Below are 23,151 nucleotides of genomic sequence, written 5' to 3'. Positions count from 1 at the left end.
TTCTTTTTGTACCATAACGACCCATTCAGCTTGCAGGCCTGTTGCATTTATTTCCACAGCATCTTTTAAAAGAAGGTTAACCCTAATAGCGCTTGGCACTTGGCACTTGGCCTTTGATATTATCGTACACCCCAATAAGATATCATTAAGTCAATTGGTAAATGCGGATATAAGACCAAGGTGGTATTTATGATAAAAACAAAGCTTGCTAATGTTGCAGACACTTAACGTTGCACATAAATTACTGTAAATTGTTTTCAAGTTTTTGCGAAAGCACGTGGCGGCATGTTTATATTCAAGCTTTTTCTTAAATATAGAGTGATAACAATAATAAACGACGTATCTAATATATAAATAGCATGCAGTGCTAGGGGAATAATATGGAAAAAAAGACAACATATTGGCAGGAAAATCTTCGCTTAATAGCAATATGTCTAGTCATTTGGTTTATTGTGTCTTTTGGGTTTGGCTTGTTATTAGTCGAACCACTTAACGAGTTCCGTCTCGGTGGCTATAAGCTTGGATTCTGGTTTGCTCAGCAAGGTTCAATTTATACTTTTGTTGGTTTGATTTTTTGGTATAGCCATAAAATGAACACACTTGATAAAAAATACGCATCTGAGGATGAGTCATAGTGGATGAGTTAAAACTTTATACCTACATTGCAGTCTTTGGCACTTTCACCCTATATTTTGTTATCGCATGGTGGGCTCGTGCCGCCTCAACCAGTGACTTTTATGTAGCAGGCGGTGGCATCACCCCCATACAAAATGGCATGGCAATTGGTGCGGATTGGATGAGTGCAGCTTCATTCATTTCAATGGCTGGTTTAATTGCCTTTTTAGGATATGGCGGCTCTGTATTTTTAATGGGTTGGACAGGTGGTTATGTCTTATTAGCCATGTTGCTAGCACCCTATATGCGTAAACACGGTAAGTTCACCGTTCCTGAATTTATTGCTGATCGTTATTACTCAAAAACGGCTCGAATTGTAGCAGTTGTTTGTTTAATCATTGCATCATTAACCTATATCATCGGTCAAATGAAAGGTGTGGGAGTAGCATTTTCTCGCTTTTTAGAAGTTGACTACGGTTTAGGATTGGCCATTGGTATGGCTGTTGTTTGGTTCTACGCTGTACTAGGGGGTATGAAGGGCATTACGTATACGCAAATAGCGCAATACGTTGTCATGATCTTTGCTTATACCATTCCCGCCGTTTTCATCTCTTTCCAATTAACCGGTAATCCGATCCCACAACTTGGTTTAGGCTCTACACTGGCTGATGGTAGTGGTGTTTACTTACTTGATAAATTGGACTTGGTTGTAACCGAATTAGGCTTTAAAGAATACACCACAGACAACATGAATGGCTCATTAGATATGTTCGCCTATACCATGTCGTTAATGATTGGTACTGCTGGTTTACCCCACGTTATTATGCGCTTCTTTACGGTTCCTTCTGTAAAAGCAGCCCGTTCTTCAGCAGGGTATGCATTAGTTTTCATCTCGTTATTATACACAGTTGCTCCAGCCGTTGGCGCAATGGCACGTCTGAATTTGATGAGTACAATCGAACCCACTGCCGGTCAACATTTAGAATATTCAAAGCGTCCTCAGTGGTTTAAAGACTGGGAAAACACAGGCTTATTAGAATTTGAAGATAAAAATGGTGACGGTAAAATTCAATATTCTGCATACAAAGCAAGCAATGAGATGGTAAAAGTTGATAATGACATTATGGTACTAGCCAACCCTGCTATCGCTAACTTACCTAACTGGGTAATTGCATTAGTGGCTGCCGGAGGTTTAGCGGCGGCGCTGTCAACTGCGGCAGGTTTACTACTGGCTATATCATCATCCATTTCCCATGACTTAATGAAAGGGGTATTCACACCTAACTTATCTGAGAAAAATGAGTTACTGACGGGACGAATTGTTATGACACTTGCCATACTAGTCTCGGGTTACCTTGGTTTAAATCCGCCTGGATTTGCCGCAGGGACGGTGGCGTTAGCCTTTGGTTTGGCGGCATCATCAATATTCCCAGCATTGATGATGGGGATATTCTCTAAGAGAATGAGTGGCACCGCAGCCATTGCAGGGATGTGTTTGGGTATCGGAGTCACCATGCTTTATGTGTTCCAACACAAAGGCATTATGTTTGTACCAGGGACATCATTCTTAGGCGATATGGGTCCAAATTGGTTCTTTGGTATCTCACCCAATGCATTTGGTGTAGTAGGTGCCCTTGTGAACTTTGGCGTCGCTTTTATCGTGCTGCAGTTCACAGGGCCTGCGCCAAAAAACATTCAAGATTTAGTTGAAAATATGCGTCGCCCTAGTGGCAACGCTTCAGTCAACTATCACTAGGCATTAATTGTCTATTGGAGAGAACGTTTTGTTGACATGATTAGATAAGGATGAACCATTTCACATCAAAGGTTAAAGAGTTGCTCTTTAGCCTTTATTTTTCTAAATGCTTTAATTAAAAACCTTAAGTGAAAATCAGTTCGCATGGATCAAAAAAATGAAGTGCAAAACACTTTTATTTGATATTCAATCATCAAAAACTGTAAAGCCTTAAAAAAGATAAATTAATGAATAAACATACAAGAACTGCATTTATGGTGGCACCAATTTTAGCTGTAATTGGATATATTGCTGCAGATTATTATGAAGAAGACCAAGCTGAAAAAGAGAAAGTGATCCAGTTAGTGCCTTTTGGAGATTGTGATGTGATTAATCGACAGTGTATTTTAAAGGCTGGCGATTTCGAGGTGAACGTCTTTGACAAAAACAACCTGACAACAGTCAACTCAACGTTTCCCTTAGGCAGCGCAACACTATTTTTGGTTGATGAAAATAATCACCCCACTGCCTATCCATTAGGCATGATACAAAGCCCTTATTATTGGCATACAGAAACTAATTTGAGAGAATTAACCGGGCATTCAGGACAACGTTACAAACTTCGACTTATCGTGAACATTAAAGGTGGACGTTATATCTCAGAGTTTTATACAAAAACAAAATAGTATTGGTTAACGACAAAAATTGCCTGATAGCTGATAAAAGCCATATCAATTTTCAACCTCTATGAGAATCCCCCAGATTAGTGAGAAAGCTATTATTTAAATTAACTGCAGCCCTCTTAAATTATAAACGTTATAAATTCGTGCCACGGCTAAAACACCTTTTGGTATCCTGAAGCCTGAGCATCAGTGTCTGTGATTGAATGCCGAATTAGTTTGTATATCCTGGCCCAATATGAACTTAGTGATAACGTTTCAGTTTTAATATCTTCATCAAGAATATTATTTTTGTTGTCATTAAACAGATATCCCATAACGTTTTAACATGCGTATAAAAGTAATTCAGAATTGTTACTCAGCAGCAAGGCAAAGTTTGTGAGCGATTGCTTATTAACAATGAAAATCTAACAAACCTGACTTAGATCAATAAATAAATTAAGAAAAAGTGAATAATAAATGGGAAGTTTTGGTTAGAAAGTTTCTGCAAAACTGAGATAAGTTCATTATCAAAATGTTGCTGAGATAGGGAGTATTTAGTGGCAGCAAAAGAAATATTAGCAATGACATCCCCTTTACCATTAGTTAGGGTAATTTGTCTTGCATGCAATAAATTGGAATTCTTGCATCAGTTATTCAATACGACCTTTTCTCAAGATTATAATAGTTGTGAAGTTAATATAGATGGCGGCAGCATCGATTGCACTAATATATGCGACTCTAAAGCTAAACCGCTCGCTGTCGCAAAAAATCACCAGCACAAAGGTTTTAGCGGATAGATGAGATGAACAAACCAATTGTACTATTTGTTGATGATGAAACCAGCGTTCTTCGCGCGTTGAACAGGTTATTCCGAAAAGAAAACGTCACTATCATGACTGCGCCCAGCGCTGCAGAAGGATTAAAACTGCTTGACCAGCATTCGATCAGTGTCGTTGTGACCGATCAACGTATGACGGAAATGTGCGGAACAGATTTTCTAAAAAATGTCAGAGCGAGTTACCCAGACACAGTAAGATGTATCCTGTCTGGGTACGCCGAAATGGACTCCGTTATTGCCGCGATCAATGATGGCAATGTGTACCGATTTATTTATAAACCATGGGACGACACGGAGATAATAGGTGCCGTAAATGAGTGTTTGACTGTCGCCATGAGCAAAGCTAAAGAGCGCAGTGATCGCGCATCTCTGGAAAATCGGGCGACAGTTCTCGAAGAAGAAAGCGTGAAGTTTGCTGAGTTAATTGAGTTACAACAAACACTACTGAACTCATCGCGAAAACCAACAATCCGAAAGGCAAATCTAACGTACAGAAATCGGCGGCCACATACATACATTAATCGCTATATAACCCAACAAAAATGACCAAAAAGACAGCATAATGAAAGGTATTGTTTTTAACGTTTTAAGCGACATGGTAACCGAGTCATTCGGTTTGGAAATTTGGGATCAGCTAATTGAGAAGTCTAAACCCGAATCAGGAGCCATCTATACCAGCGCACAAGTTTACCCGGATGAAGAGCTCGTTTCATACCTGACTGAGCTCTCAAAAATCACCGATACAGATGCTGCGGACCTTTTCAGAGTATTCGGCAAATATATGATGCACAAATTTAAGGTGATGCACCCAAAATTCCTGAATAACCACACTGCCAAAACGTTTCTGGCCAGTGTTCATAATGTGATTCACGTCGAGGTGAAGAAACTGCATCCGGATACGCTGCTGCCAACGTTCGAATTTGAGGACAATAGCTCCGACACATTAACAATGATTTACTCTTCGAAGCGAAAGCTTTGCTACCTTGCCGAAGGTCTTATCGAAGGAGTTGGTGAAGTATTCGATGAGTCGATAGACATTCAACAAACAGAATGTATGCACGACGGAGCGGAAAAATGTCGCTTGGAGTTGCGTTTTGGCTAGTCAACCTGTCCTCGCAAACAACAGTCTGCCGGCAATATTCGAACGAGCTATGAAGCGGGAAAGAGCAGCGCGCGAACAAGCGGAGTTTCTACTTGAGTCAAAGTCGCGTGAACTGTATCTTTCAAACGAAGCGCTGCAAAATGAACATCGGCTAGTCAAACGACAAAAATCGGAAATAGAGAGGGCCCATCGAGCACTGCAAGATGCGCAGGCACAGTTAGTTCGGTCTGAAAAATTGGCTTCTGTCGGTCAGCTTGCAGCCGGCGTCGCTCACGAAATCAACAACCCCATTAGTTTCATCACAAGTAATCTTGGCACACTCAAAAGCTACGTAGAAGTCATGGCCCAATTAACCGCAGGTTATCGAAGTTACTTAAAATGCGCCAAACAAGGATCGGTGCAACCCGACATTCTAGAGAAAATGCATCAACTGGAAGAAGAAGAAGAAGACATCGAATTTGTACTGGAGGATATTGAAGGCCTGCTGACAGACTCGATTGAGGGATCAAAACGCATTAAGGATATTGTGCAAGGATTGATGAGTTTCTCACGCGTAGACGATGCGCAGGTATCGAACGAAGACATCCACGAAGGTATCAATTCAACGCTAAAAGTCGTAGCTAATGAAATTAAATATAACTGCGAAGTTATTAAAAATTTTGGTGTTTTGCCGTTAGTTTCTTGCAATCTTGCGCAGGTTAATCAGGTCTTCATGAACCTTATAGTCAATGCCGCACAGGCTATGGAATCACAAGGCACAATTACAATAACGACAAAAATCGACGGCGCTAACGCAGTTTTGGAATTTCGAGACAATGCTTCAGGCATACCGGCCAACAAAATCGGCTCAATATTCGACCCATTTTTCACAACCAAACCCATCGGGTCGGGCACCGGACTCGGACTCTCAATCTCTTATGGGATCATTCAAAGACATGGCGGCACAATTGAAGTTGACAGCGAAGTTGGTGTAGGTACTACTTTCTCAGTCCGACTTCCACTTAATGGTGAAGACGTGTCGCCAGCATGACTGTAAGAACAGCAAAAACTTAACCAACTTTTGCACCGTATTATCCGTTATCAAGACATATGTTCAGAATACATAGCCAATTCACTTCAACTTGCAGGTTTTAACACCTGAAAGTTATCATTTATTCGGCTATTTAGCGTGTCAGCAATTTTGGTAAGGGTGACATTAAAAAAATATATAATGTGTTGTCAAAAATCTTTTGCGCTAGAGTAATATTGATTATTACGAGCATACTCATTCATAACTTTCCATAAACGCACCATTAGGTTGAGATTAGGGCTACAAATGGGAAGATAATCCAGTGTAATGCCTCATTCAGCCGGTTTGTCTTTAGCCTCCTTGGAGAGATGATAACCCGCCCCATCCAACACTAAATGAAGCGTATGACTTAATAAGTATTTCTGCTTGACGAGATCCAGAAAAACCTTGATAGTGCTGACTTTCTCGGTCTCATAATTATTTACCACGGATACAGATAAATGATTCGACCGGTTCGCGTCTACCACGTTCATTCGTGGTAAGTCTGCCTGTGGTTTAAATAGATTTATTTACTCCTCAAAGTATCCATCCAGATGTTACTTTGGTCGCTTGAGTAGGATGCACGCCATCCATTAATAGAATAGGCTTATCATCTGATACGCTGTCCGTAATCTTTCATATTCTTCGATGAACACAGCTTGGTTTTGCTCATCAAACTTATGCAGTACACCTTTAGGTTGTTTATAACTCAAGCCGTTTGGGTGGAGCCATTTATTTAACCCAGACACTGATTAGGTAATCTTCCACGTCTTTTGAATGTAGGCCACTATTTGAGCGGCGTTTAAGTCAGTGATCTCTGACAAGTGTGTAACCAATTTCTGGGGTTGCTCAGTATTTAAGTGGCTGGCAGAGCCGTCATCCGCTGTATTAAGCTTCAGACGCTTGGCATAATCACCGATATGCAGTGTAATGCTGGCTTCACTTTTACGTAGTGCTTGTGCAATTTTAGTGACGTGCCAACCTTAACTTCGCAATATTAGCGCTATAATACGATCACGTTTCCTTCCGTCACGGGCTTTCATATACCGTGCTCCTATGGCAGCTTTTGCTAAGGTGTGAAGGAAATATCAATCATATATAAAGCATTATTCTCAAGACAGGCAAAATCAAGTATTTTCATTGATCACGGAGATAGGTCAAAGGGTGATACTTTCGATGGGTCGATGGTCACGTAACAGAGCAGTTACCGACTAAACGTATCACGTTCCATGAAGATGACTATGCACGTTTCGAAATAGAAGCGGATAAAATTTAGTTGGTTTTATTATTAATGTTTCACCACAATTTAATACCACACAGATAACAGTTTGCTCGGTTTCACTTTACACACTAGATATTTACTACCAGTGTTTTACTCATACACCAAAGAGTGCGGTATTATATTTGGTTACATGTTCGAAAGTGATATTATATAAGAACAGATAGATTGGAATAATACAATGAACCGTCGTAAAAAAGGTAATCAGATTTTAAAAGCGCGTGCGAAAAAAGCAAATGCTAAATTGTCTTCAAAAATCAAACCTAAATATATTAGCAAAGGCGATCGGGAAACAATACTCACTGAGTCTGCTGAAGACACAAACGTCAATTCTGAGAAGTGACCTTAGTTTCTCCTCTAATTCTCGTCGGAGAACAGATATTGTATGCTCGGCTATCGGCCAATAGCGGACATTAACATCTCCAAATAAAGCGAGTGGCAAATCAAGTGATCTTCCCCCTCAATTTTGATTTGCTTAATTTTACACTGACCCTTTTATTCCGTTTCACCAACCGGGCTTTGTAGCTTTGCCTCTTTAAACGGCCTATAAGCTCCTCTGCATTTTCATCAAAGTGTTTTTGATAATCTTGATAGGTAACATTATCGACCCCGCTCGCCGCCTTTTGTTCATTTTACTGAATGCATAGCGCCAATGGGTTTCGTTTAAACAGCGAGACAAATCGCGAAAGCGATGTGTGGGTTCTTGTTTTGCTTTTCTGGCTATTCCTCTCAGTGCGGGTAGCTCATAATATTCCCAATCTTCTGCGTCGGGGATGAGTGTCCTCTGAGAGCTATGTACTTCCGTCAAGTCCTTCCCCATGTAGTTGGCTCTCCCAACCTCAGAGTACTATGCATGATCCGACTTCCATTTAACCATCGGCCAATATCCCCGTTACGGGACGCTCGACGTTCCTCATGCTGATTAATTATTCTCGCGCACCAGCGTAGTCCGGTCTCAGCAGAGCTTCGTGTCTCTAGCAATTCAATTCGCGGGAATAATATCATGAGGGGAATAAATGGATCTCTCAAGTTCTCAAGTGCATCTGTATGTACATGCCACAACCTTTTGACTCCGGAGGCCCTCCACATCCTCACCATTAGTGGATGCTTCTGTATAGGTTTCGGTGGGCGTTAAGCCCCTCACCGACCTCAATTTTTATTTCGAAGCTGTCTGCTATGCCAGTTCTTAGGGTCTGCGAAACCCCTACGGCCTATACATTTATCTGTGTACGCTTCACTTGTATTGTTCGAGTTCAAAGATTCTTTCCGCCACAAGCGCAACACTCGATACGCGCGGTTGGTTAGACCTTACCCGACAGGGACTTACACCCTGCAAGATGCATCAAGATTAAACTTGACGCTCTAACGCCTAAAGCAGCGGTTTATCCGCTGGCTTTGCTTGTTAAGCTAACCAGCAGCATAGTGGTTCCGGAATTTTTCATGTCACTACCATATGGGTTATTTAGAGGAAATTCACAAGAGTTCCATGTATATCCATGTAATTAGGCGAATAACTAAAGATTCCTTCATTGTATGGAACAGTAATTTTTACCACCAAGTTAAGCATGTTATACGGTCACTAACGTTCTTTTTTAGTCTGTCCGTTTGGGGTATTTACAAATTGCAATGCATAAAGCAAATTACAATCTAAACAGCAAAAAGAGGATTGCACTTAAGTTTATGATAAATATATGGTTTATCAATTTATGCGTGTTGGCGCAAATATTGATATAGGTTGTTGAACTAAATATTTTTGTAATCAGGAGTTATTATGAATGTGAAACAAATCTTATGCGGTATTCTTTTTTTGCCAATGGCATTAAACGTAAACGCTGGGCTTATTGATTTTGAAACAACAGCATCAGGTGGTGTACCGACAGATAATGGTACAATAGAATTTACGGATGCTTTTATGGCAGATGGAGTAACCGTACGTTTTGGTTTTGATAGTAATTTCGATGGCGTTTTAGACACTAAAGCTGTTTTTGAGGGCGCTGGGAATAGTGATGCTGGCAATGATACTGGGTTCTGGGGCGCTGGTTCCGCTAAAGATACTGCAGCTCCTGGTTATACATCGTTGTTAGGTGATTTTTTCTTAAGGCAAAGTACTCCTTACGAACCTTTTGGAGTCTTTACCATTTTATATGAAGCAGATAACCCTGTTACTGCAGCGTCTGGTGAGATTTGGGACATTGATGGAGGTAAGGCAACTGAAAGATTCTTAGTTCAAGCATTCAATGGATCTACCTTGCTTGACTCAATTCAATCACCACTGGGCATCGACCGCACTTTAGATGGTATGCCATGGGCGTTCGGTTTTAATGGCCTAAGCGATATCACACAAATTAATATCACGTTTACTGGTAGTAAAACAAAAGGTATAGGCCTTGCTTTTAACAACTTTTCTCCCGTGGAAGACATCAGCCCACCAGTAAGTGTGCCGGAACCATCTTCACTTGCCATGCTTGCCTTGGGAATGATTGGCTTAGCATCACGTCGATTAAAAAAACAACCTTAAACCTGACGCTATCGACTTAACGTAGAGCGGTAAATAGATCACTTTACCACTCTCGATCTCTATCTCTATCAAAGTGTTACTACTAAATTTTGAACTCACGCAACCTATAAAATTGAACAGGCATGGTTAAAAAGATAAGCAAATATCTCCCTCGCTATTCAAGTCAATCGCCCGTATTCACCCTTCATAACAGAGGCCGCCAAAAGAACACGTAAATAAACAGTGTATAGGTAGATTAAAACGTCATTTTGCCTCATATTTACCTATCTTTTATATCCCTGAGGGAGCGCAAACCGGCGATTTCTCGTCTATTACTCAACTGTTCTCAAATAATTCAAAATGCAAAACAAACGTCTACCGCTGTTGTGCAAAACAATTTTGAATATTGCTTTTGTTTATGATGATGAACTACTTTTATTCAAACAGACTTATCTGAGGCAGTGCTCGATTTTCGCCGTTAGATACCAGCTTTCAGCGTGTACTTGGTATTTAAACGGTTAGAAAAGCTAATCTTCCAACCGTCTGCAATTCGCTCAAAACGGTAATACAGTTTGTGAGTTACAAAGACACACAATGTTACCAACTCAAAAACCATTTAAGTCGAAAACAAAAAAGGCAGCTTTCTCTGCCTTCATGACCTCATTAAAAAACTAAGAACAATTAGCGAACTTATTTAACAACTTCGTCTTTAAAGACAAAAAATCCTTAGATCTCCAGATTAACCAGTATCGAATCTGGCTAGCGTAGTAGGTCACTCTGTCAATCAGAGGGAAAACCATTTTTTCTCCTGCTTGATAATAGAAACAGTCTTTTGAATATTTTAACCAGTCATCATCTAATTTATTTTTAACTTGCAGAAAGCTGTAAGGATTACTGAGTCTAATGTCGCGGCGCATCTTAATTTGCTCAGGAGTGCGCTTTGCATAATGACGACATATTGGTGACGGACGATACAGTTTTTGACAGAAAGGTGGCACTTTACCACTTATATTTTTTGGCCATTTTTCACTAGGTGAATTTCTAAAAAAAGTGGTTCGCGCCAGTTAATTCGATACCAGTTAATTCGATGTTAACGGCGACGTTCAGATACCTTTAATGATTTATTTTCTTGGTCATAAACGGCTAGGTCATTATCAGTGAAGTAAAACTGTGCTTGCCAAACGCGCATTTGTTCTTTGCTGTGTTGCATGGCTTTCTCTAACATAGCCTTGGATCTTCGGTCAGAATTTCATCGGCGTCTAAGATGTACCACCAGTCTGAAGGTGAATAACGGTTGTTGTGGTTGAATTAACCGGACACTTCAATAAAGGATTATAATCCTGTTAATTGAGGTGAATATGACTAAACGAACAAATAAACATTATCCCGAAGAATTTAAACAAGAAGCGGTCGCTCTGGTAATAGAGCAAGACTATCCAATCTTACAAGCTGCTGCATCTTTGGGTGTGACAGACAAACTACTTTACAACTGGGTAGCCAAGCATAAAAAAGAGGCACTAGGTGACGTGTTGTCTGGCGATGAACGAGCAGAGTTAATTCAACTCAGGAAGGATAATAAACGTCTACAAATGGAGCGTGAAATCCTAAAAAAGGCAAGTGCCTTCTTCGCGAAAGAAATGAAGTAAGATATTCTTTTATAAGTGAGCTTGATGCTAAGTATCCTGTGTCAGTCGCTTGTAAAGTGATGGAAGTGAGTTCGTCAGCATATTACGCATGGCTAAAAAAACCTGGTGAACTCATTAGCGCTCAAACGCTTAGACTGTATCGACGAGCAAAAGTATTATTCAAGGCAAGTCGAAACAGTTTAGGCAGCAGAGAGCTTGCTAAAGCACTACGCAAAGAAGGCTTTGAAATAACGCGGTATCGCGCCATTAAGTTAATGGAACGGCTTAAATTAGTTGTGACTCAGCGAATAGCTTATAAAGTGACAACCAAGCGCAAACACAGTGATGCTGTTGCTGACAACTTGCTAAATATGAATTTCAATCCTGTTGGACCCAATCAAATTTGGGCGGGTGATGTGTCCTATTTAAAGACTGGTGAGGGCTGGTTGTACTTAGCCATTGTCATGGATTTGTATTCACGCCGGATTGTAGGTTGGCATATATCAAAACGCATGACGCGTGATTTGGTCGAGCAAGCACTGACAAAGGCTCATAATTTACGCAAGCCAGGCAAAGGTTTGGTGTTTCACAGTGACAGAGGCTCTCAGTACACGAGTAAAGGCTTTAGAAACCTACTGTCGCGATTAGGTTGTCGAGCTAGTATGGGTGACGTTGGAGCTTGCTGGGATAATGCTGTTGTAGAACGCTTCTTTGGAAGTTTAAAGTATGATTGGTTGTTTAAAGTACCGCAGCCCACTCGAACACATATGCGAGAAGATGTTGCTAGGTACATGAAATATTATAATGTTGAGCGACTGCATTCAGCCAATTTGGATCAATCGCCAATTGAATTTGAAAACTCCTTTAGGAAAGTGTCCGGTTGGAGTTGACCAGAACAGGTGGTGAAACATGTTGTACACACGGTTCCTAAATTGGTTGCGGTAGACTTCATCGTTATGGGCAGTTATCTGCAATACGCTTATTATTGAGTGCTTTTTCACAAATGAGTTCCCAACTACCATCAGTGAGCCGTTATCAAACACATAAATAGTGTCGCAAAACCTAAGGGCATTATTTAAGGTTTCTAGCATAATGTCTGCTTCGTTTTTAATAATACAAATTGCGTTAAGTTTTATGTTTTTTCCTCTAACTAGAATGAATTTGGACGGGCAGCTTGACGGTTTACTCGCTTCAAATTTACCATCTTTGAAACATGGATTGTGTGATTAACCACAAACCAAATAAATTACGATGTAACGGTTTTAATTTGCTAACAGGGTGTTTGAGTAGTTGCTTGGCAGCAGTTAATTGACCTGTCTGAATATTCATTTTGGCTAAGTGACAAATGTGCGCCGCACAATACTGCAACACAAAAGGTGCAGTAAGCTTATCTACCTGACCTGCTTCTACTTCTGCCAATAAACGCTTGGCAAAAGGTAATATATCTTGAGGTATGTGCCTATCACAGGCCCTATTTTCATTATCGGTGTGATATAGCATTAATACTAGCGGTGAATAAATAAGGCCACCCAGTAATGCAATTTGAGAAAAAAGCGCTTGATCTCCACCCATGGCTTCGCCAACAGGAAAACCACCTATCTGCTTAAATAATTGACGACTTATCACTAAACTTGAAGGCATAAAAGGCAAGTCACCTTTAGCACAAACCTCAAAGTAATTGTCCATAATACAGCCTGTTGGTGATATATCACCTATAGCTAATTTAGGGTTTCGATAAACGCCATCTTCGAACACTTTTTGGTAATTACTGGCAAAACATTGGTACTCAGGAAAACGCTGGATCAAATTGCACATTTCATATAAATAAAACGGTGACCATTGATCATCTGCATCAATGAAGGCGATATGTCGATGTTGAGCTAATGTCACACCCAAATTACGAGCAGCAGAAACCCCCTTATTTTTTTGCTTCACTAAAATCAAATTGGGAATGTTGAGTGTGGTCACTTTGGCAGCACTGCCATCGGTTGAACCATCGTCAATCACAATAATTTCTGCAGCAGCAAAACGCTGTTCACAGACTGAAAAAAGTGTACGGCTAACACTATCAACCTTATTGTACAAAGGTATAACGACTGAAAATCTCAGTGTGCTCATAATATTCACTCCAATTTACTCTTACTAATTAAAATTTATTCTTTCCAATTGAGTAACGCAGCTTGTACCGCTTCATCGGATTTCATAGTCGGTTCCGCAAAGCCTGTGCCAACGCCTTGTTTTAGCTGTAGTGATAGCTGTTGTGGATCAATATTTTGCGAATCAAATTGATATTTTTCAGAGACGCCAACTTGCTCACACCAGCTGCGACATTTTTTATGGTAATTAATTGATATTGATGGAGTATTTGCCATAAAAGACATAATTGCCGAATGTAATCTCATGGATACCGCTGCCTTAAAACTGGCAATCCGTTGGAGTACTTTAAAGGGGTTAGGATCGTACGCAATATGGGTCATATATACATCACTTGAAACCCGGGACATAATTTTTTGATGAATATAAAAATCCCCAAATTGCGAATGATTATTAAAATCCAATAAAAAAATTGGCTCTTGGGTTTGCTGCCAAGTTTGCTCTATTGCCTCTACAGCCATGTCAACTCGGTTTTGCTCGTTGTCCTTGTTTACATTGCCAAATGCGTCAACGGCTTGCTGGCAAAAGTTAAACATGATCCCATTGCGCTCTATGTCTACTAACCGCTTAGTTTGATGGCAGAGCATGAGTGGCGAGAGATCGAAGGTTAATTTCACATTGGCATTAGGTGCAATAGTTTGGGCTATCACTAGGCTTTGTGGGTCTCTTACGCCTATGAAACCACATTCATTAAGAAATTTAGCGCAGACTTTTTCTGCTTCATGCGACTCAAATGGGCCAATACCCACACCCACTGCACGACTAGCTTTACGCCCTGCCAACTTAATCAGGTGGCGCTTCAATTCGATATCTTTAGTGCTATGTAACACTGAGCCACCACCAAATATCACTTTTTCACTTTGCAACGCATTCTTATAATGCAAAAGTCGCTGATGGCCACGAAAACGCGATTCAGACATAGCTTGAATGTCGCCAAATTCTACACATTTAATCAAACCTGCACTGCTGACTTTGTTATAGGTAGCACCGAGTAAATGGTGGCTGGCCCAACGCGTAGTATACAAAAGCACATCATCACCAGTGTTTTCCATGCCGTAATAGCCTGTAAGGTAAGCATGGTATGGTTTAAACATGTGATTCTCCGTTTCGTAAATTTTTAAAAGTGAAACCCAGCCAAAAAAAAGCAGGCCAATACAGGTATGCAAGAATTTCTAAGTTTTTAAAAAAGCTGTAGCAAGCAAACACAATTAACATACACATTGCAGTACGTGCCTGCACATTGTATGCCGAAAATACAATTAGGTAGATAAGGCTTAAAACCATTGGGATTACCAAGGTAAATAGCCTCACTAAACCCTTAACAAACAGTAAGCTTTACCAAGTATGATGTGAGCCTATTGATATAAACTCGACCAATTTAGGCCCTGATTCAACTTTGCCATGGCCCCACATCGGCGCCTCGTCGCGCCAGCGTTGTACGCCTAGGTTTTCTAAGGCTGTTCGCACTCTATTTGACGCAGGGCGTGCTTCTTTAACTTGCTGAAAGGCATCTATCACCGATTCGTAGATTGGCTCGCCTGACAACAAAATAATGGGTAACAGAAAACCAAGACCCAGTAATAACCGTGGGGTTTTCAACTGACGGGTAAACAAGAACAGCGGAATTATCATGATGAATATTGCCCAGCCCACTCGTGATTGTGATAGCAGCGCCATCACCACACAACCTGCTATGCTCCAGTTTCTCCATACGTTGTCCTTTTCTTGTAAGCAGAAAATCACAAAAATACAGTTCAAGAACCACACAGAAGATGCCCACGGCGCAAAAAACTGCCAGCAACCCACCCCTGTTTCAGGACTTAATCCGAACAAGCTAACCATAAAGAAGTTATCACCTGCCCCACCCAAAATTTGTAAGGGAGAAATAAACAACTGTCCTGGTAAACCTGCTACATATAGGATAAATGTGATTACGCCAAAGATAGCTGTGTGTTTACCAGCAACACACACGGCTCTGATTATCCTTTCAGGTTTGAGGTTAACAACCGCGCCTAATAATGGAAACAACCCCAATAAAGCCCACCCTTTAGCCCAACCCACTGTGCTTTTGATGGTTTGAGTGGTGCCTAACGACCAATCAGCGTGGCCCATCCCAAGCTAACAACAATTTACGGGAACATAGCTATTTTATTAATGTGATTAGAGGTTTGCATAATACAAAGATATTTTAAGTTGTTTTTGATTTGTAAAGTGCGAATTGCGAAGGGATTAGAGAGTAATATCAAGTGGATCAGTGAGGAGAATTGGCGATAAACAAGCTATAGGGTGACGACTTGTTTATCGCAGGTACTCATTTACTTAACAGTTAATACGCTCCTTTAGCGCCAATCACACAAGGTAAGGTTGCGAGTAATATTTTAATATCAAAACCGATGCTTTGCTGTTGCAGGTAACTGTCATCTAATGCAACTTGGGTATCAAAATCGGTATCCGCTCTTCCTGATACCTGCCACAAACCAGATAACCCAGGCATACCGTTAAGACGGCATAACGCTGAAGTAGGATAAGCGTTTACCTCTATAGCCAAGGCTGGACGAGGTCCGATTAATGCCATGTCACCTTTAACAATGTTAATTAACTGGGGAAGTTCGTCGATTGAGAACTTGCGAATAAATGCACCAACCTTAGAAATACGCGGGTCGTTTTTGTATTTTTTACAAATACCATCTCGGTCGCTAGTACTAGGATCAGGCTCAGAATAACGACTATCTAACTTTAAATACATCGAGCGAAATTTATACATTTTAAAATGGCGACCATATTTACCAATGCGGTCTTGGCTAAAAAAGCAACTGCCAGGGCTTTCTAAGCGAATAAGCAACATTACCGTCAATAACAAAGGTGACAAAATAATTAAGGCAGTCAAAGCTACAGAACGTTGTATAAACATGGGTACACCCTTGTGTTTACCGCTCAACTTTGATTGTTGGTTAGGCGTGATGAGTTCAGTGGCATAAACATACTGATCAGTAGTGGCAGTTAAAATTGTAGAAATAATCATGATTAAAATCCTCGATTTGCGCGGTTAAAAACAAAGGTGCTAATTAAAAACAGTGGAGTACTAATTACGAAGCGGTTAAGCTTATTTTTGGCTCTTGTATGAGTATCAATATCCACTCCAAACCTAATTCTCACATCCACATAGGTGCTATTGAAAGTTGTTGCTGGGCGTCATCGACATCACGACTTCTAACATTCAGAAAAAGTGGCTTAGTTGACATATCGTTCTCCAATCACGACTGACATTGATTTACCTATGGAATAGCTGTCTCACTAGGAGCTATTTAGTAGTCTCGTTGCGTATCTTGTGCCAACTTCAAAAAATAACCTAAGTCATTGTTATTTAGCAGATTTAATTTTTATGAGGAATTTTTCAGAATGGTTATTTTCATTTTAATAATGCAAATTAGAAATTTTTTCTATTACGAGAATAAGCGGTGACAAATTGCTATTGGCAGTATGTAGTCGTTCCTGGTTAAAATACTTGATATAAGCCGTGACATATTGCTTCATATGTTCGCGGGTCGTTTGCGCTATTTTTAATATCCAGTCATGTTTAACACTACCGAAGAATCGTTTCACCACCTTGTTGACCCAACACCCGCCTACATCGCCAATTGATGCATGAATACCAAAACCTTTGAGCAGTTTGTCAAAGAGCTGACTAGTGTATTGAGTGCCTCGTTCACTTTGAAATATGAGCTTTTTTGAGTTGTCTTAAATTTGCCGCACTAATAATAGCTTTGCTTATCAAATTCGTTGTCATAGACCTTTCTGCATGCCAACCAACGATTCGTCGTAAATATAAACCCGTCACAATCGCCAGATACATTCAACCTTCTGCTGTCCTTAAATAGGTAATATCACCAGCTCACATTTCATCAGGTGCCACCGGATTAAAGTTCTGGTTTAACAAATTATACTCCACATTATTGCTGTGTTTACGCGTTGTAGTTACTTTGTAAGCGAGTCGCTGATCCACTTTAAACTTAAATTTTTTCATTAGCTTACGTGTTAAATTTCGGCTGATGTTGAAGCCAACTTCATTCAGCTTTTTAGACAGTTCTCGACTGCCCAAACTATTCCTACTAGATTTGAACAGTACCTAGGCTTGGCAATACAGTGCCAGCTCTAGAGCGTTTATCAACCGCCCTGAACGTCTTGTCCAGGTATAAAAAGACAGATTTATCGTTCCACTTGCAAGAAAGGCTAAACGAGGTGGCGACTCAATTAAATCAAAGGCCGCGAAAGACATTGAAATTTAAAACACCATCAGACATGACTGAAAAATGTGTTGCGATGTTCACTTGAATCTATACTCGCCTTTTTTAATATCTATTTCTCCATGCATAATTCTTTATTTTCTTTACGCTGGCGTTTTAACTCATCACGCTCATCCTCTGCTATAGCTTTACCCGTTACTTGCTGCTCATGCGGTTCCTTCAAACGGTTCAGTAAACTGGTCGCTATTCCCAATGATTTAGCGGCATCTGCTGCCGAGTAACCTTGATCTAATACCAACACAAAAACTTCGTCTTTGAATTCTTTTGAATATTGTTTATAACTACGTTTATGCATTATTGATTAAACTCAGATAGGTGCAGGTAACAACGGTTAACAAAAGCAACAGATTGTTCAAAGAGAATGCGTTCCGTTGTTGAGCAGATATCTGACAATTTTTGACCTAACCCAGATTTACAACTAAGGGTGGTTGGATAGCCGTGAGGGCAGTGAAGATTGGGATGGGTATCTTCTTAATGTAAGCAGTAACAACATAGAATAGACTTGAAACATTAACATAAATACAGGCCAATGAATGCCCTGTATTTATGTCAGGTTATAAGCTAAACAATCGCCAAAACCAACCTTTGGATAGCTCTTCTTCACAAGTTTTTAATTGAGTTGCATACTTTAAGGAACGTGAATGTACAATTTTAGCAACGTTCTTAAGCCATGGTTTTTGATTATAACTGCCTCGACTATAGCCCCCCCCAGCCCTCGTGATAGTTAAGATACTGTAATTCTGCGTTCCATTTTGACACAGCGTTTATTTTATTGGTTTTATTAATAAACCACCCCATAAAATCCATAGCATCACCAAAGTCAGTTCTCTCAGCCCAAGAATTGTCTGTTTCACGCTTGTAATCTTCCCAAGTGGGTGTTTTAGCCTGAGAATAACCATAGGCACTGCTGATACGCCCCCAAGGTATCAAACCAAAAAATAAATAATCCTTGGGTGGACGGGCTTTTGCTTTAAAAGAACTTTCCTGATACATCATTGCCATAGGCACATGAATAGGTATGCCCCACTTCTCTTTCATGTCGATTGCAGTTTCAAACCAATCGCGTTTTTCAGTAAAAATATCACAAATATTACTAATATTTTGAGGCGGACTAGTAGTACAGGCTGCTAAAAATAGGGTGCTAGCCATAGTTATTAAAATAACTTTAAAAAAATGATTTTTATTTGTGAACTTTTGTTGCATAAACTACTCATAATTGGTGTGTTCTAGTTATTAAATGTTTTCCCTGGTAGTAGCTTTCAAGCCTGATTAATTTCAGGCTTTTTTTTTGCCTGAAATTAATCAGTTGTGGTAACTGCAAAATAACTACCTAGAAAATCATCGAAAGAAACATTGTCCTGCTGCTCAATAATACGTTGCTTATCTATAGATAATCTCGCATGTTCTGCCAATACCTCAGCATTCATAAATTCATAATCAGAATCTATCAATTGTTGTTTGTAATCTTCAGCCAAAGCTAAACCAAAGCTACCATTATCAGATTGCTGTCTAACTAGTCGCTCTAAAATTTTGGCTGAGGGAGTCAAACTAGGATCTATTATTTTTTGTTTTTCAAGCTCTAACGCAACTGAATAATCTGTGGTGCTATTCGCATTGTCTAAGACCAAAGCCACTTCTTGCATTTCAGAAAACATCTGTAATGCCCAGGTAGATAAACCTATTGGTTGTTGCACATTTAAAAGCATTAACTCAGGGTCTCGCCCGTGATCGACAACCGCACTTAAATTGACTTCAGTTTCATGATACTGCTCTGCATCCATCATCGCACTTGGTTTGGTAACACAATACAATAAAAACACATCAAGAAAATAAAATTGATTTTCCTCAATGCCTATTGCACTAAATGGATTAACGTCTAATGCTCGAATTTCTACGTAGCTCACGCCTCTTTTATCTAAGGCATCAGAGGGTTTTTCTAACGACTGAGTTGGCTGTTTGGGTCTAATAGGTGAATACAACTCATTTTCAATCTGCAATACGTTAGCATTTAACTGTTGCTTCTTTCCATCTTTGCTGGGTATATATTTTTGGAAAGCCTCAGACGGCTGGTTAATCGCGGCTTTTAACGATGCAATATAACTATCTACATTATTGTAACAAATATTTAAACCCGACTGTGCACTATTGGTGTATCCCAAATCACTCATTCTAAGGGATGTGGCGTAAGGTAAATAATAAGTGCCACTGCCCAATTTCTTAAAAGGTAGATCAGTTTTTTTCCCTTTGATAAACGATCCACAAATTGCAGGAGAAGCACCATACAGGTAGGGTATTAACCAACAAAAGCGGCGATAATTTCTGATTAAAGCAAAATATGCGGCAGAAATAGTGTGTTTATTGGCTTTTTCATCAGATTTTTCTAATGATGTTTTTTCTAACCATTTTTGCCAGAATTCGTCTGGAAGAGAAAAGTTAAAATGTACCCCCGATATAGCTTGCATCATACTGCCATAGCGGTTTTTTAAACCTACTCGATACAGCGTTTTCATTTTTCCTACATTGGATGTTCCAAAGTTAGCGATAGGGATGGCATCTTGATTTTCGATAAAACAAGGCATACTCATAGGCCATAAACGTTCATCACCCATATTGGACACGGCAAATTTATGCACATCATTTAACTGCCCGAGAGTTTTTTGCACAGATACCTCTGGCGGTGTAATAAATTCCAGTAACGATTCAGAAAAATCAGTCGTAATAAACTCATGGGTCAAGGCTGACCCCAATGCCTCTTGATGAGGGCTCTGTGCCAAACCGCCGTTTGGATTGATACGCAAGGTTTCACGCTCTATCCCATGACGAATGCCCGTTAAGGTTTGTGCAACTGCTTGGTCTTGTAATACAATTAATCGCTCTGAAAAAGATGTCGGTTTTACTTGCAAAATACTATCCAACTAAAATAAAAATAAACAACTTGTGACTTCTAGTCTACCTGCAGTTCTTAAATAAAGTAACTAAGGTATATGGGAAATTTACATCGAGTAACAAATACCCCATATTGTTTGCTAAAATATACAAAACTAATATCATGTAATGAATTTATATATTCGACCACATTGGAGGAAACGCTATTTTGTATGGTTCTGTTCCATGTACTTTTGATGCCCAATTTGCAATAAATCAGTTTAGCGGTAATAAATTTTTACTGGTTCAAATTTTAGAAAAATTTATTAAAGAGTATCAGCATTTTGATACATTGATCACAGAACAACTTCAACAAGAGGACTTGCAATCAGTCAAAAAACAATTGCATACCTTAAAAGGTGTCAGTGGTAATTTAGGTATGAAGGCCTTGCACCAGGCTTGTAAAAATTTAGAAGAAAACTTAGTTAACCCAAAAATCGAATATACCTTAGAAAATCTTTTGCAGGTTTTTAAACAAACCTTAACCTTAATACAAAGTTTTTCCGCAAAAAATGGTGTTGAAGACATCCCTGACATTGCCCCACAAAAAGATAGAAAAGCATTACTGATCGCTGCATTAAAGCAAAATATGTTTATTTCTGAGAGTGAGATTAAAAGTTATGGTCAATCATTAGATTTGTCGACTGAAAAATTAAGTGAACTGAAACAGGCTATTGATAATTTGGATTATTCCAACGCCATTGCACTGTTGGAGTAATTATATATTTTGTTAAATTTGATAGATATTTTGTTTGATCATCCTGATTTTGTGGTGGTCAACAAACCCAGCAATATTTCTGTTCAAAATGAGTTTCACCAATCAGGTCTTTTGCCAATCCTTTGTCAACAACTTAAAGTTGAAAAATTATGGTTGGTACACAGATTGGACAAGGTAACTTCTGGTATTTTAATCCTAGCCAAACACTCACAAGCTGCAGCTGTGTTTGGCCAATTATTTGAGCAAAAACAAATAGAAAAGTACTACTTGGCTATCTCAGCGAAAAAACCCAAGAAAAAACAAGGTACCGTCAAAGGCGGCATGAAAAAAGTTCGAGATGGTAAGTGGATGTTGGAAAGTAGTGATACTGCTGTGGCTATTAGCCAATTTTTTAGTTTCTCCATTTACCCAGGTATTCGATTGTTTTTGGTAAAACCTCTTACTGGCAAGACACATCAAATTCGGGTTGCCTTGAAAAGTATAGGCAGTCCTATCTTAGGGGATGAGTTATACAAAGGGACGAGCTCTGACCGCACTTACCTTCATGCTTATTGCATTCGTTTTAATTATCAAGAGCAACCCATTTGCATCATGTGCCCTCCAAATAAAGGCGATGTATTTGTGAGTGATAATACAAAGCAGCAAATCGCCAGTTTAGTATCACCTTGGACACTCAAATGGCCAAAGATCACGTTGACCCAACAACATGCAGGTTAAATCTAGGCTTAGATTTCCTAAATTAGCGATTGTTGGTAAGGGTGCTATCGGCGGATTAGTAGGTTTTAAGTGCCACCAGCTTGGCTATGATTATCAGCACTTAATAAAAAATCAATCGCAGCCACCAATTAAGGTAACCGATATAGCGGGTCTGTATCATAGTTTTACACCCAATGCCTGTGTAATAACTAAGCCTGCCCCATTTGATTTACTGATATTACCCGTCAAAGCTTACCAAGTTATGTCAGTGCTAGAGCAATTAGCACCTTTTATTCAACCGAAACATATTATAATGCTACTGCATAACGGTATGGGTACCATAGAGCAGGTTAAAAATAAGCACCCTAACAATCCATTGGTCGCTGCCACCACCAGTTATGGAGCGTTGAAACCTGATGCAAACAGCCTGATAGAAACGGGTTTAGGTCAAACTCATCTCGGCTGGATTGGCACAGTTGATTCAACGTTAAAACAATCAGTAGAGCCCATACTTTCATCCCTACTACCACCAAGTAACTGGCATCAAGATATTGGTTTAGCATTATGGAAAAAGTTAGCCATCAATGCGGTGATTAATCCCCTTACCGCAATTCACAACATAAAAAATGGCGGGCTGATGGATACAAAATATAACGTCAACATTACTAATATTTGTTTTGAAGTCTCACAGGTGATGAGAGCACTTGATTACCCGATGGACAGCGCTGAACTAGTTAAAATTGTACATCAAGTGATAACAGCCACAGCTAACAACTTCTCATCAATGCATCAAGATCTGAAGTTCAAACGTCATACAGAGGTAGAGTTTATTAATGGTTATGTCACCTCTAAAGCTGCAGAGCTAAATATAGAGGTGCCACATAATCTACGTTTACTTGAGCAAATAAAGCAACGAGAATAACAACCCAGGCTGCTCTGATGCTTCTGTTAAA

The 23,151-nt window shown here is 39.7% G+C and carries 21 protein-coding genes and 2 pseudogenes; 13 read left to right on the top strand and 10 right to left on the bottom strand.

Translation table 11 applies throughout. From position 1 onward, the window contains the following. Positions 1-380 precede the first annotated feature (380 nt). The 7 genes from Q0Y52_RS07105 (at position 381) to Q0Y52_RS07075 (ending at position 5,982) form a co-directional block, all read left to right on the top strand. On the top strand, positions 381-635 hold the full coding sequence (locus Q0Y52_RS07105; protein ID WP_297819915.1) for a DUF4212 domain-containing protein: 255 nt from the start codon (positions 381-383) through the stop codon (positions 633-635). Continuing rightward, a complete protein-coding gene (locus Q0Y52_RS07100; protein WP_297819911.1) occupies positions 635-2,371 on the top strand; it encodes a sodium:solute symporter family protein in 1,737 nt (578 codons plus the stop codon). The genes Q0Y52_RS07105 and Q0Y52_RS07100 overlap by 1 nt, the downstream gene beginning before the upstream one ends. Positions 2,372-2,598: 227 nt before the next feature. Continuing rightward, complete coding sequence (locus Q0Y52_RS07095; protein ID WP_297819908.1) at positions 2,599-3,036, top strand: hypothetical protein; 438 nt, start codon at positions 2,599-2,601, stop codon at positions 3,034-3,036. A 533-nt stretch (positions 3,037-3,569) separates the two neighbouring features. Continuing rightward, positions 3,570-3,809: a hypothetical protein gene (locus Q0Y52_RS07090; RefSeq protein ID WP_297819905.1), complete on the top strand. Its 240-nt coding sequence runs from the start codon at positions 3,570-3,572 to the stop codon at positions 3,807-3,809. A gap of 5 nt (positions 3,810-3,814) precedes the next feature. Continuing rightward, positions 3,815-4,396, top strand: a complete 582-nt coding sequence (locus tag Q0Y52_RS07085) for a response regulator (protein ID WP_297819902.1) — start codon at positions 3,815-3,817, stop codon at positions 4,394-4,396. A gap of 16 nt (positions 4,397-4,412) precedes the next feature. Then, a complete protein-coding gene (locus tag Q0Y52_RS07080) occupies positions 4,413-4,952 on the top strand; it encodes a heme NO-binding domain-containing protein (protein ID WP_297819899.1) in 540 nt (179 codons plus the stop codon). After that, positions 4,945-5,982: an ATP-binding protein gene (locus Q0Y52_RS07075; protein ID WP_297819896.1), complete on the top strand. Its 1,038-nt coding sequence runs from the start codon at positions 4,945-4,947 to the stop codon at positions 5,980-5,982. The genes Q0Y52_RS07080 and Q0Y52_RS07075 overlap by 8 nt, the downstream gene beginning before the upstream one ends. A 188-nt stretch (positions 5,983-6,170) precedes the next feature. Here Q0Y52_RS07075 and Q0Y52_RS19420 read toward each other — a convergent pair whose 3' ends face one another. Both Q0Y52_RS19420 and Q0Y52_RS07070 read right to left on the bottom strand, forming a co-directional pair. Continuing rightward, positions 6,171-6,245 (bottom strand): hypothetical protein, encoded by a 75-nt coding sequence (locus Q0Y52_RS19420; protein WP_366939259.1) that lies wholly within the window; start codon positions 6,243-6,245, stop codon positions 6,171-6,173. 348 nt (positions 6,246-6,593) lie between these two features. After that, the gene (locus Q0Y52_RS07070) at positions 6,594-6,749 is read right to left on the bottom strand and encodes a winged helix-turn-helix domain-containing protein (protein WP_297819893.1); all 156 of its coding nucleotides are present in this window, start codon (positions 6,747-6,749) and stop codon (positions 6,594-6,596) included. Positions 6,750-7,460: 711 nt separating this feature from the next. Between Q0Y52_RS07070 and Q0Y52_RS07065 the strand changes: the two genes are divergently transcribed. Together Q0Y52_RS07065 and Q0Y52_RS07060 are read left to right on the top strand one after the other, a co-directional pair. Next, on the top strand, positions 7,461-7,622 hold the full coding sequence (locus Q0Y52_RS07065; RefSeq protein WP_297819890.1) for a DUF2986 domain-containing protein: 162 nt from the start codon (positions 7,461-7,463) through the stop codon (positions 7,620-7,622). Between the two features lie 1,428 nt (positions 7,623-9,050). Then, positions 9,051-9,797, top strand: coding sequence for a PEP-CTERM sorting domain-containing protein (locus Q0Y52_RS07060; RefSeq protein ID WP_297819887.1), 747 nt, complete (start codon positions 9,051-9,053; stop codon positions 9,795-9,797). Between the two features lie 1,069 nt (positions 9,798-10,866). On the opposite strand, the gene Q0Y52_RS07055 is transcribed toward Q0Y52_RS07060, so the two are convergent. Continuing rightward, positions 10,867-11,001, bottom strand: coding sequence for a hypothetical protein (locus Q0Y52_RS07055; protein ID WP_297819884.1), 135 nt, complete (start codon positions 10,999-11,001; stop codon positions 10,867-10,869). Positions 11,002-11,134: 133 nt separating this feature from the next. On the opposite strand from Q0Y52_RS07055, the gene Q0Y52_RS07050 reads away from it, so the two are divergent. After that, a protein-coding gene (locus tag Q0Y52_RS07050) for an IS3 family transposase (RefSeq protein WP_297817955.1) occupies positions 11,135-12,291 on the top strand; the annotation gives its coding sequence in 2 pieces (ribosomal slippage) (positions 11,135-11,381 and positions 11,381-12,291; 1,158 coding nt in all). 307 nt (positions 12,292-12,598) lie between these two features. Here the strand turns inward: Q0Y52_RS07050 and Q0Y52_RS07045 are convergent. From Q0Y52_RS07045 to gshA, 7 genes and pseudogenes are all read right to left on the bottom strand, one after another. Continuing rightward, on the bottom strand, positions 12,599-13,519 hold the full coding sequence (locus Q0Y52_RS07045) for a glycosyltransferase family A protein (protein ID WP_297819881.1): 921 nt from the start codon (positions 13,517-13,519) through the stop codon (positions 12,599-12,601). Between the two features lie 35 nt (positions 13,520-13,554). Continuing rightward, entirely contained in the window at positions 13,555-14,649 is a 1,095-nt protein-coding gene (locus tag Q0Y52_RS07040; protein ID WP_297819878.1) for a polysaccharide pyruvyl transferase family protein, read from the bottom strand. A 241-nt stretch (positions 14,650-14,890) separates the two neighbouring features. Continuing rightward, positions 14,891-15,667: an O-antigen ligase family protein gene (locus tag Q0Y52_RS07035; protein ID WP_297819876.1), complete on the bottom strand. Its 777-nt coding sequence runs from the start codon at positions 15,665-15,667 to the stop codon at positions 14,891-14,893. A 214-nt stretch (positions 15,668-15,881) separates the two neighbouring features. Beyond that, a complete protein-coding gene (locus Q0Y52_RS07030; protein ID WP_297819873.1) occupies positions 15,882-16,577 on the bottom strand; it encodes a sugar transferase in 696 nt (231 codons plus the stop codon). Positions 16,578-16,969: 392 nt separating this feature from the next. Further along, positions 16,970-18,157: pseudogene (locus tag Q0Y52_RS07025) on the bottom strand (IS3 family transposase). A 256-nt stretch (positions 18,158-18,413) separates the two neighbouring features. Continuing rightward, positions 18,414-19,008, bottom strand: a pseudogene (locus Q0Y52_RS07020) (hypothetical protein). Positions 19,009-19,157: 149 nt separating this feature from the next. Further along, positions 19,158-20,762 carry a glutamate--cysteine ligase gene (gene gshA, locus Q0Y52_RS07015; RefSeq protein ID WP_297819870.1) on the bottom strand — a complete coding sequence of 535 codons (1,605 nt, stop codon included), beginning with the start codon at positions 20,760-20,762 and terminating at the stop codon, positions 19,158-19,160. Between the two features lie 191 nt (positions 20,763-20,953). Between gshA and Q0Y52_RS07010 the strand changes: the two genes are divergently transcribed. The 3 genes from Q0Y52_RS07010 to Q0Y52_RS07000 are packed head-to-tail and all read left to right on the top strand — an operon-like array spanning position 20,954 to position 23,120. Continuing rightward, positions 20,954-21,502 carry an Hpt domain-containing protein gene (locus Q0Y52_RS07010; protein ID WP_297819868.1) on the top strand — a complete coding sequence of 183 codons (549 nt, stop codon included), beginning with the start codon at positions 20,954-20,956 and terminating at the stop codon, positions 21,500-21,502. Positions 21,503-21,511: 9 nt separating this feature from the next. Then, positions 21,512-22,219: a TIGR01621 family pseudouridine synthase gene (locus Q0Y52_RS07005; protein ID WP_297819866.1), complete on the top strand. Its 708-nt coding sequence runs from the start codon at positions 21,512-21,514 to the stop codon at positions 22,217-22,219. Next, complete coding sequence (locus Q0Y52_RS07000; protein ID WP_297819862.1) at positions 22,209-23,120, top strand: 2-dehydropantoate 2-reductase; 912 nt, start codon at positions 22,209-22,211, stop codon at positions 23,118-23,120. Before Q0Y52_RS07005 ends, Q0Y52_RS07000 begins: the two co-directional genes overlap by 11 nt. The last annotated feature ends 31 nt before the right edge of the window (positions 23,121-23,151 follow it).

Source organism: uncultured Paraglaciecola sp. (assembly GCF_943787955.1).
Classification (GTDB): Bacteria; Pseudomonadota; Gammaproteobacteria; order Enterobacterales; family Alteromonadaceae; genus Paraglaciecola.
Note: the sequence above shows the minus strand (reverse complement) of the source record. Positions and strands in the feature narration are given on the sequence as shown.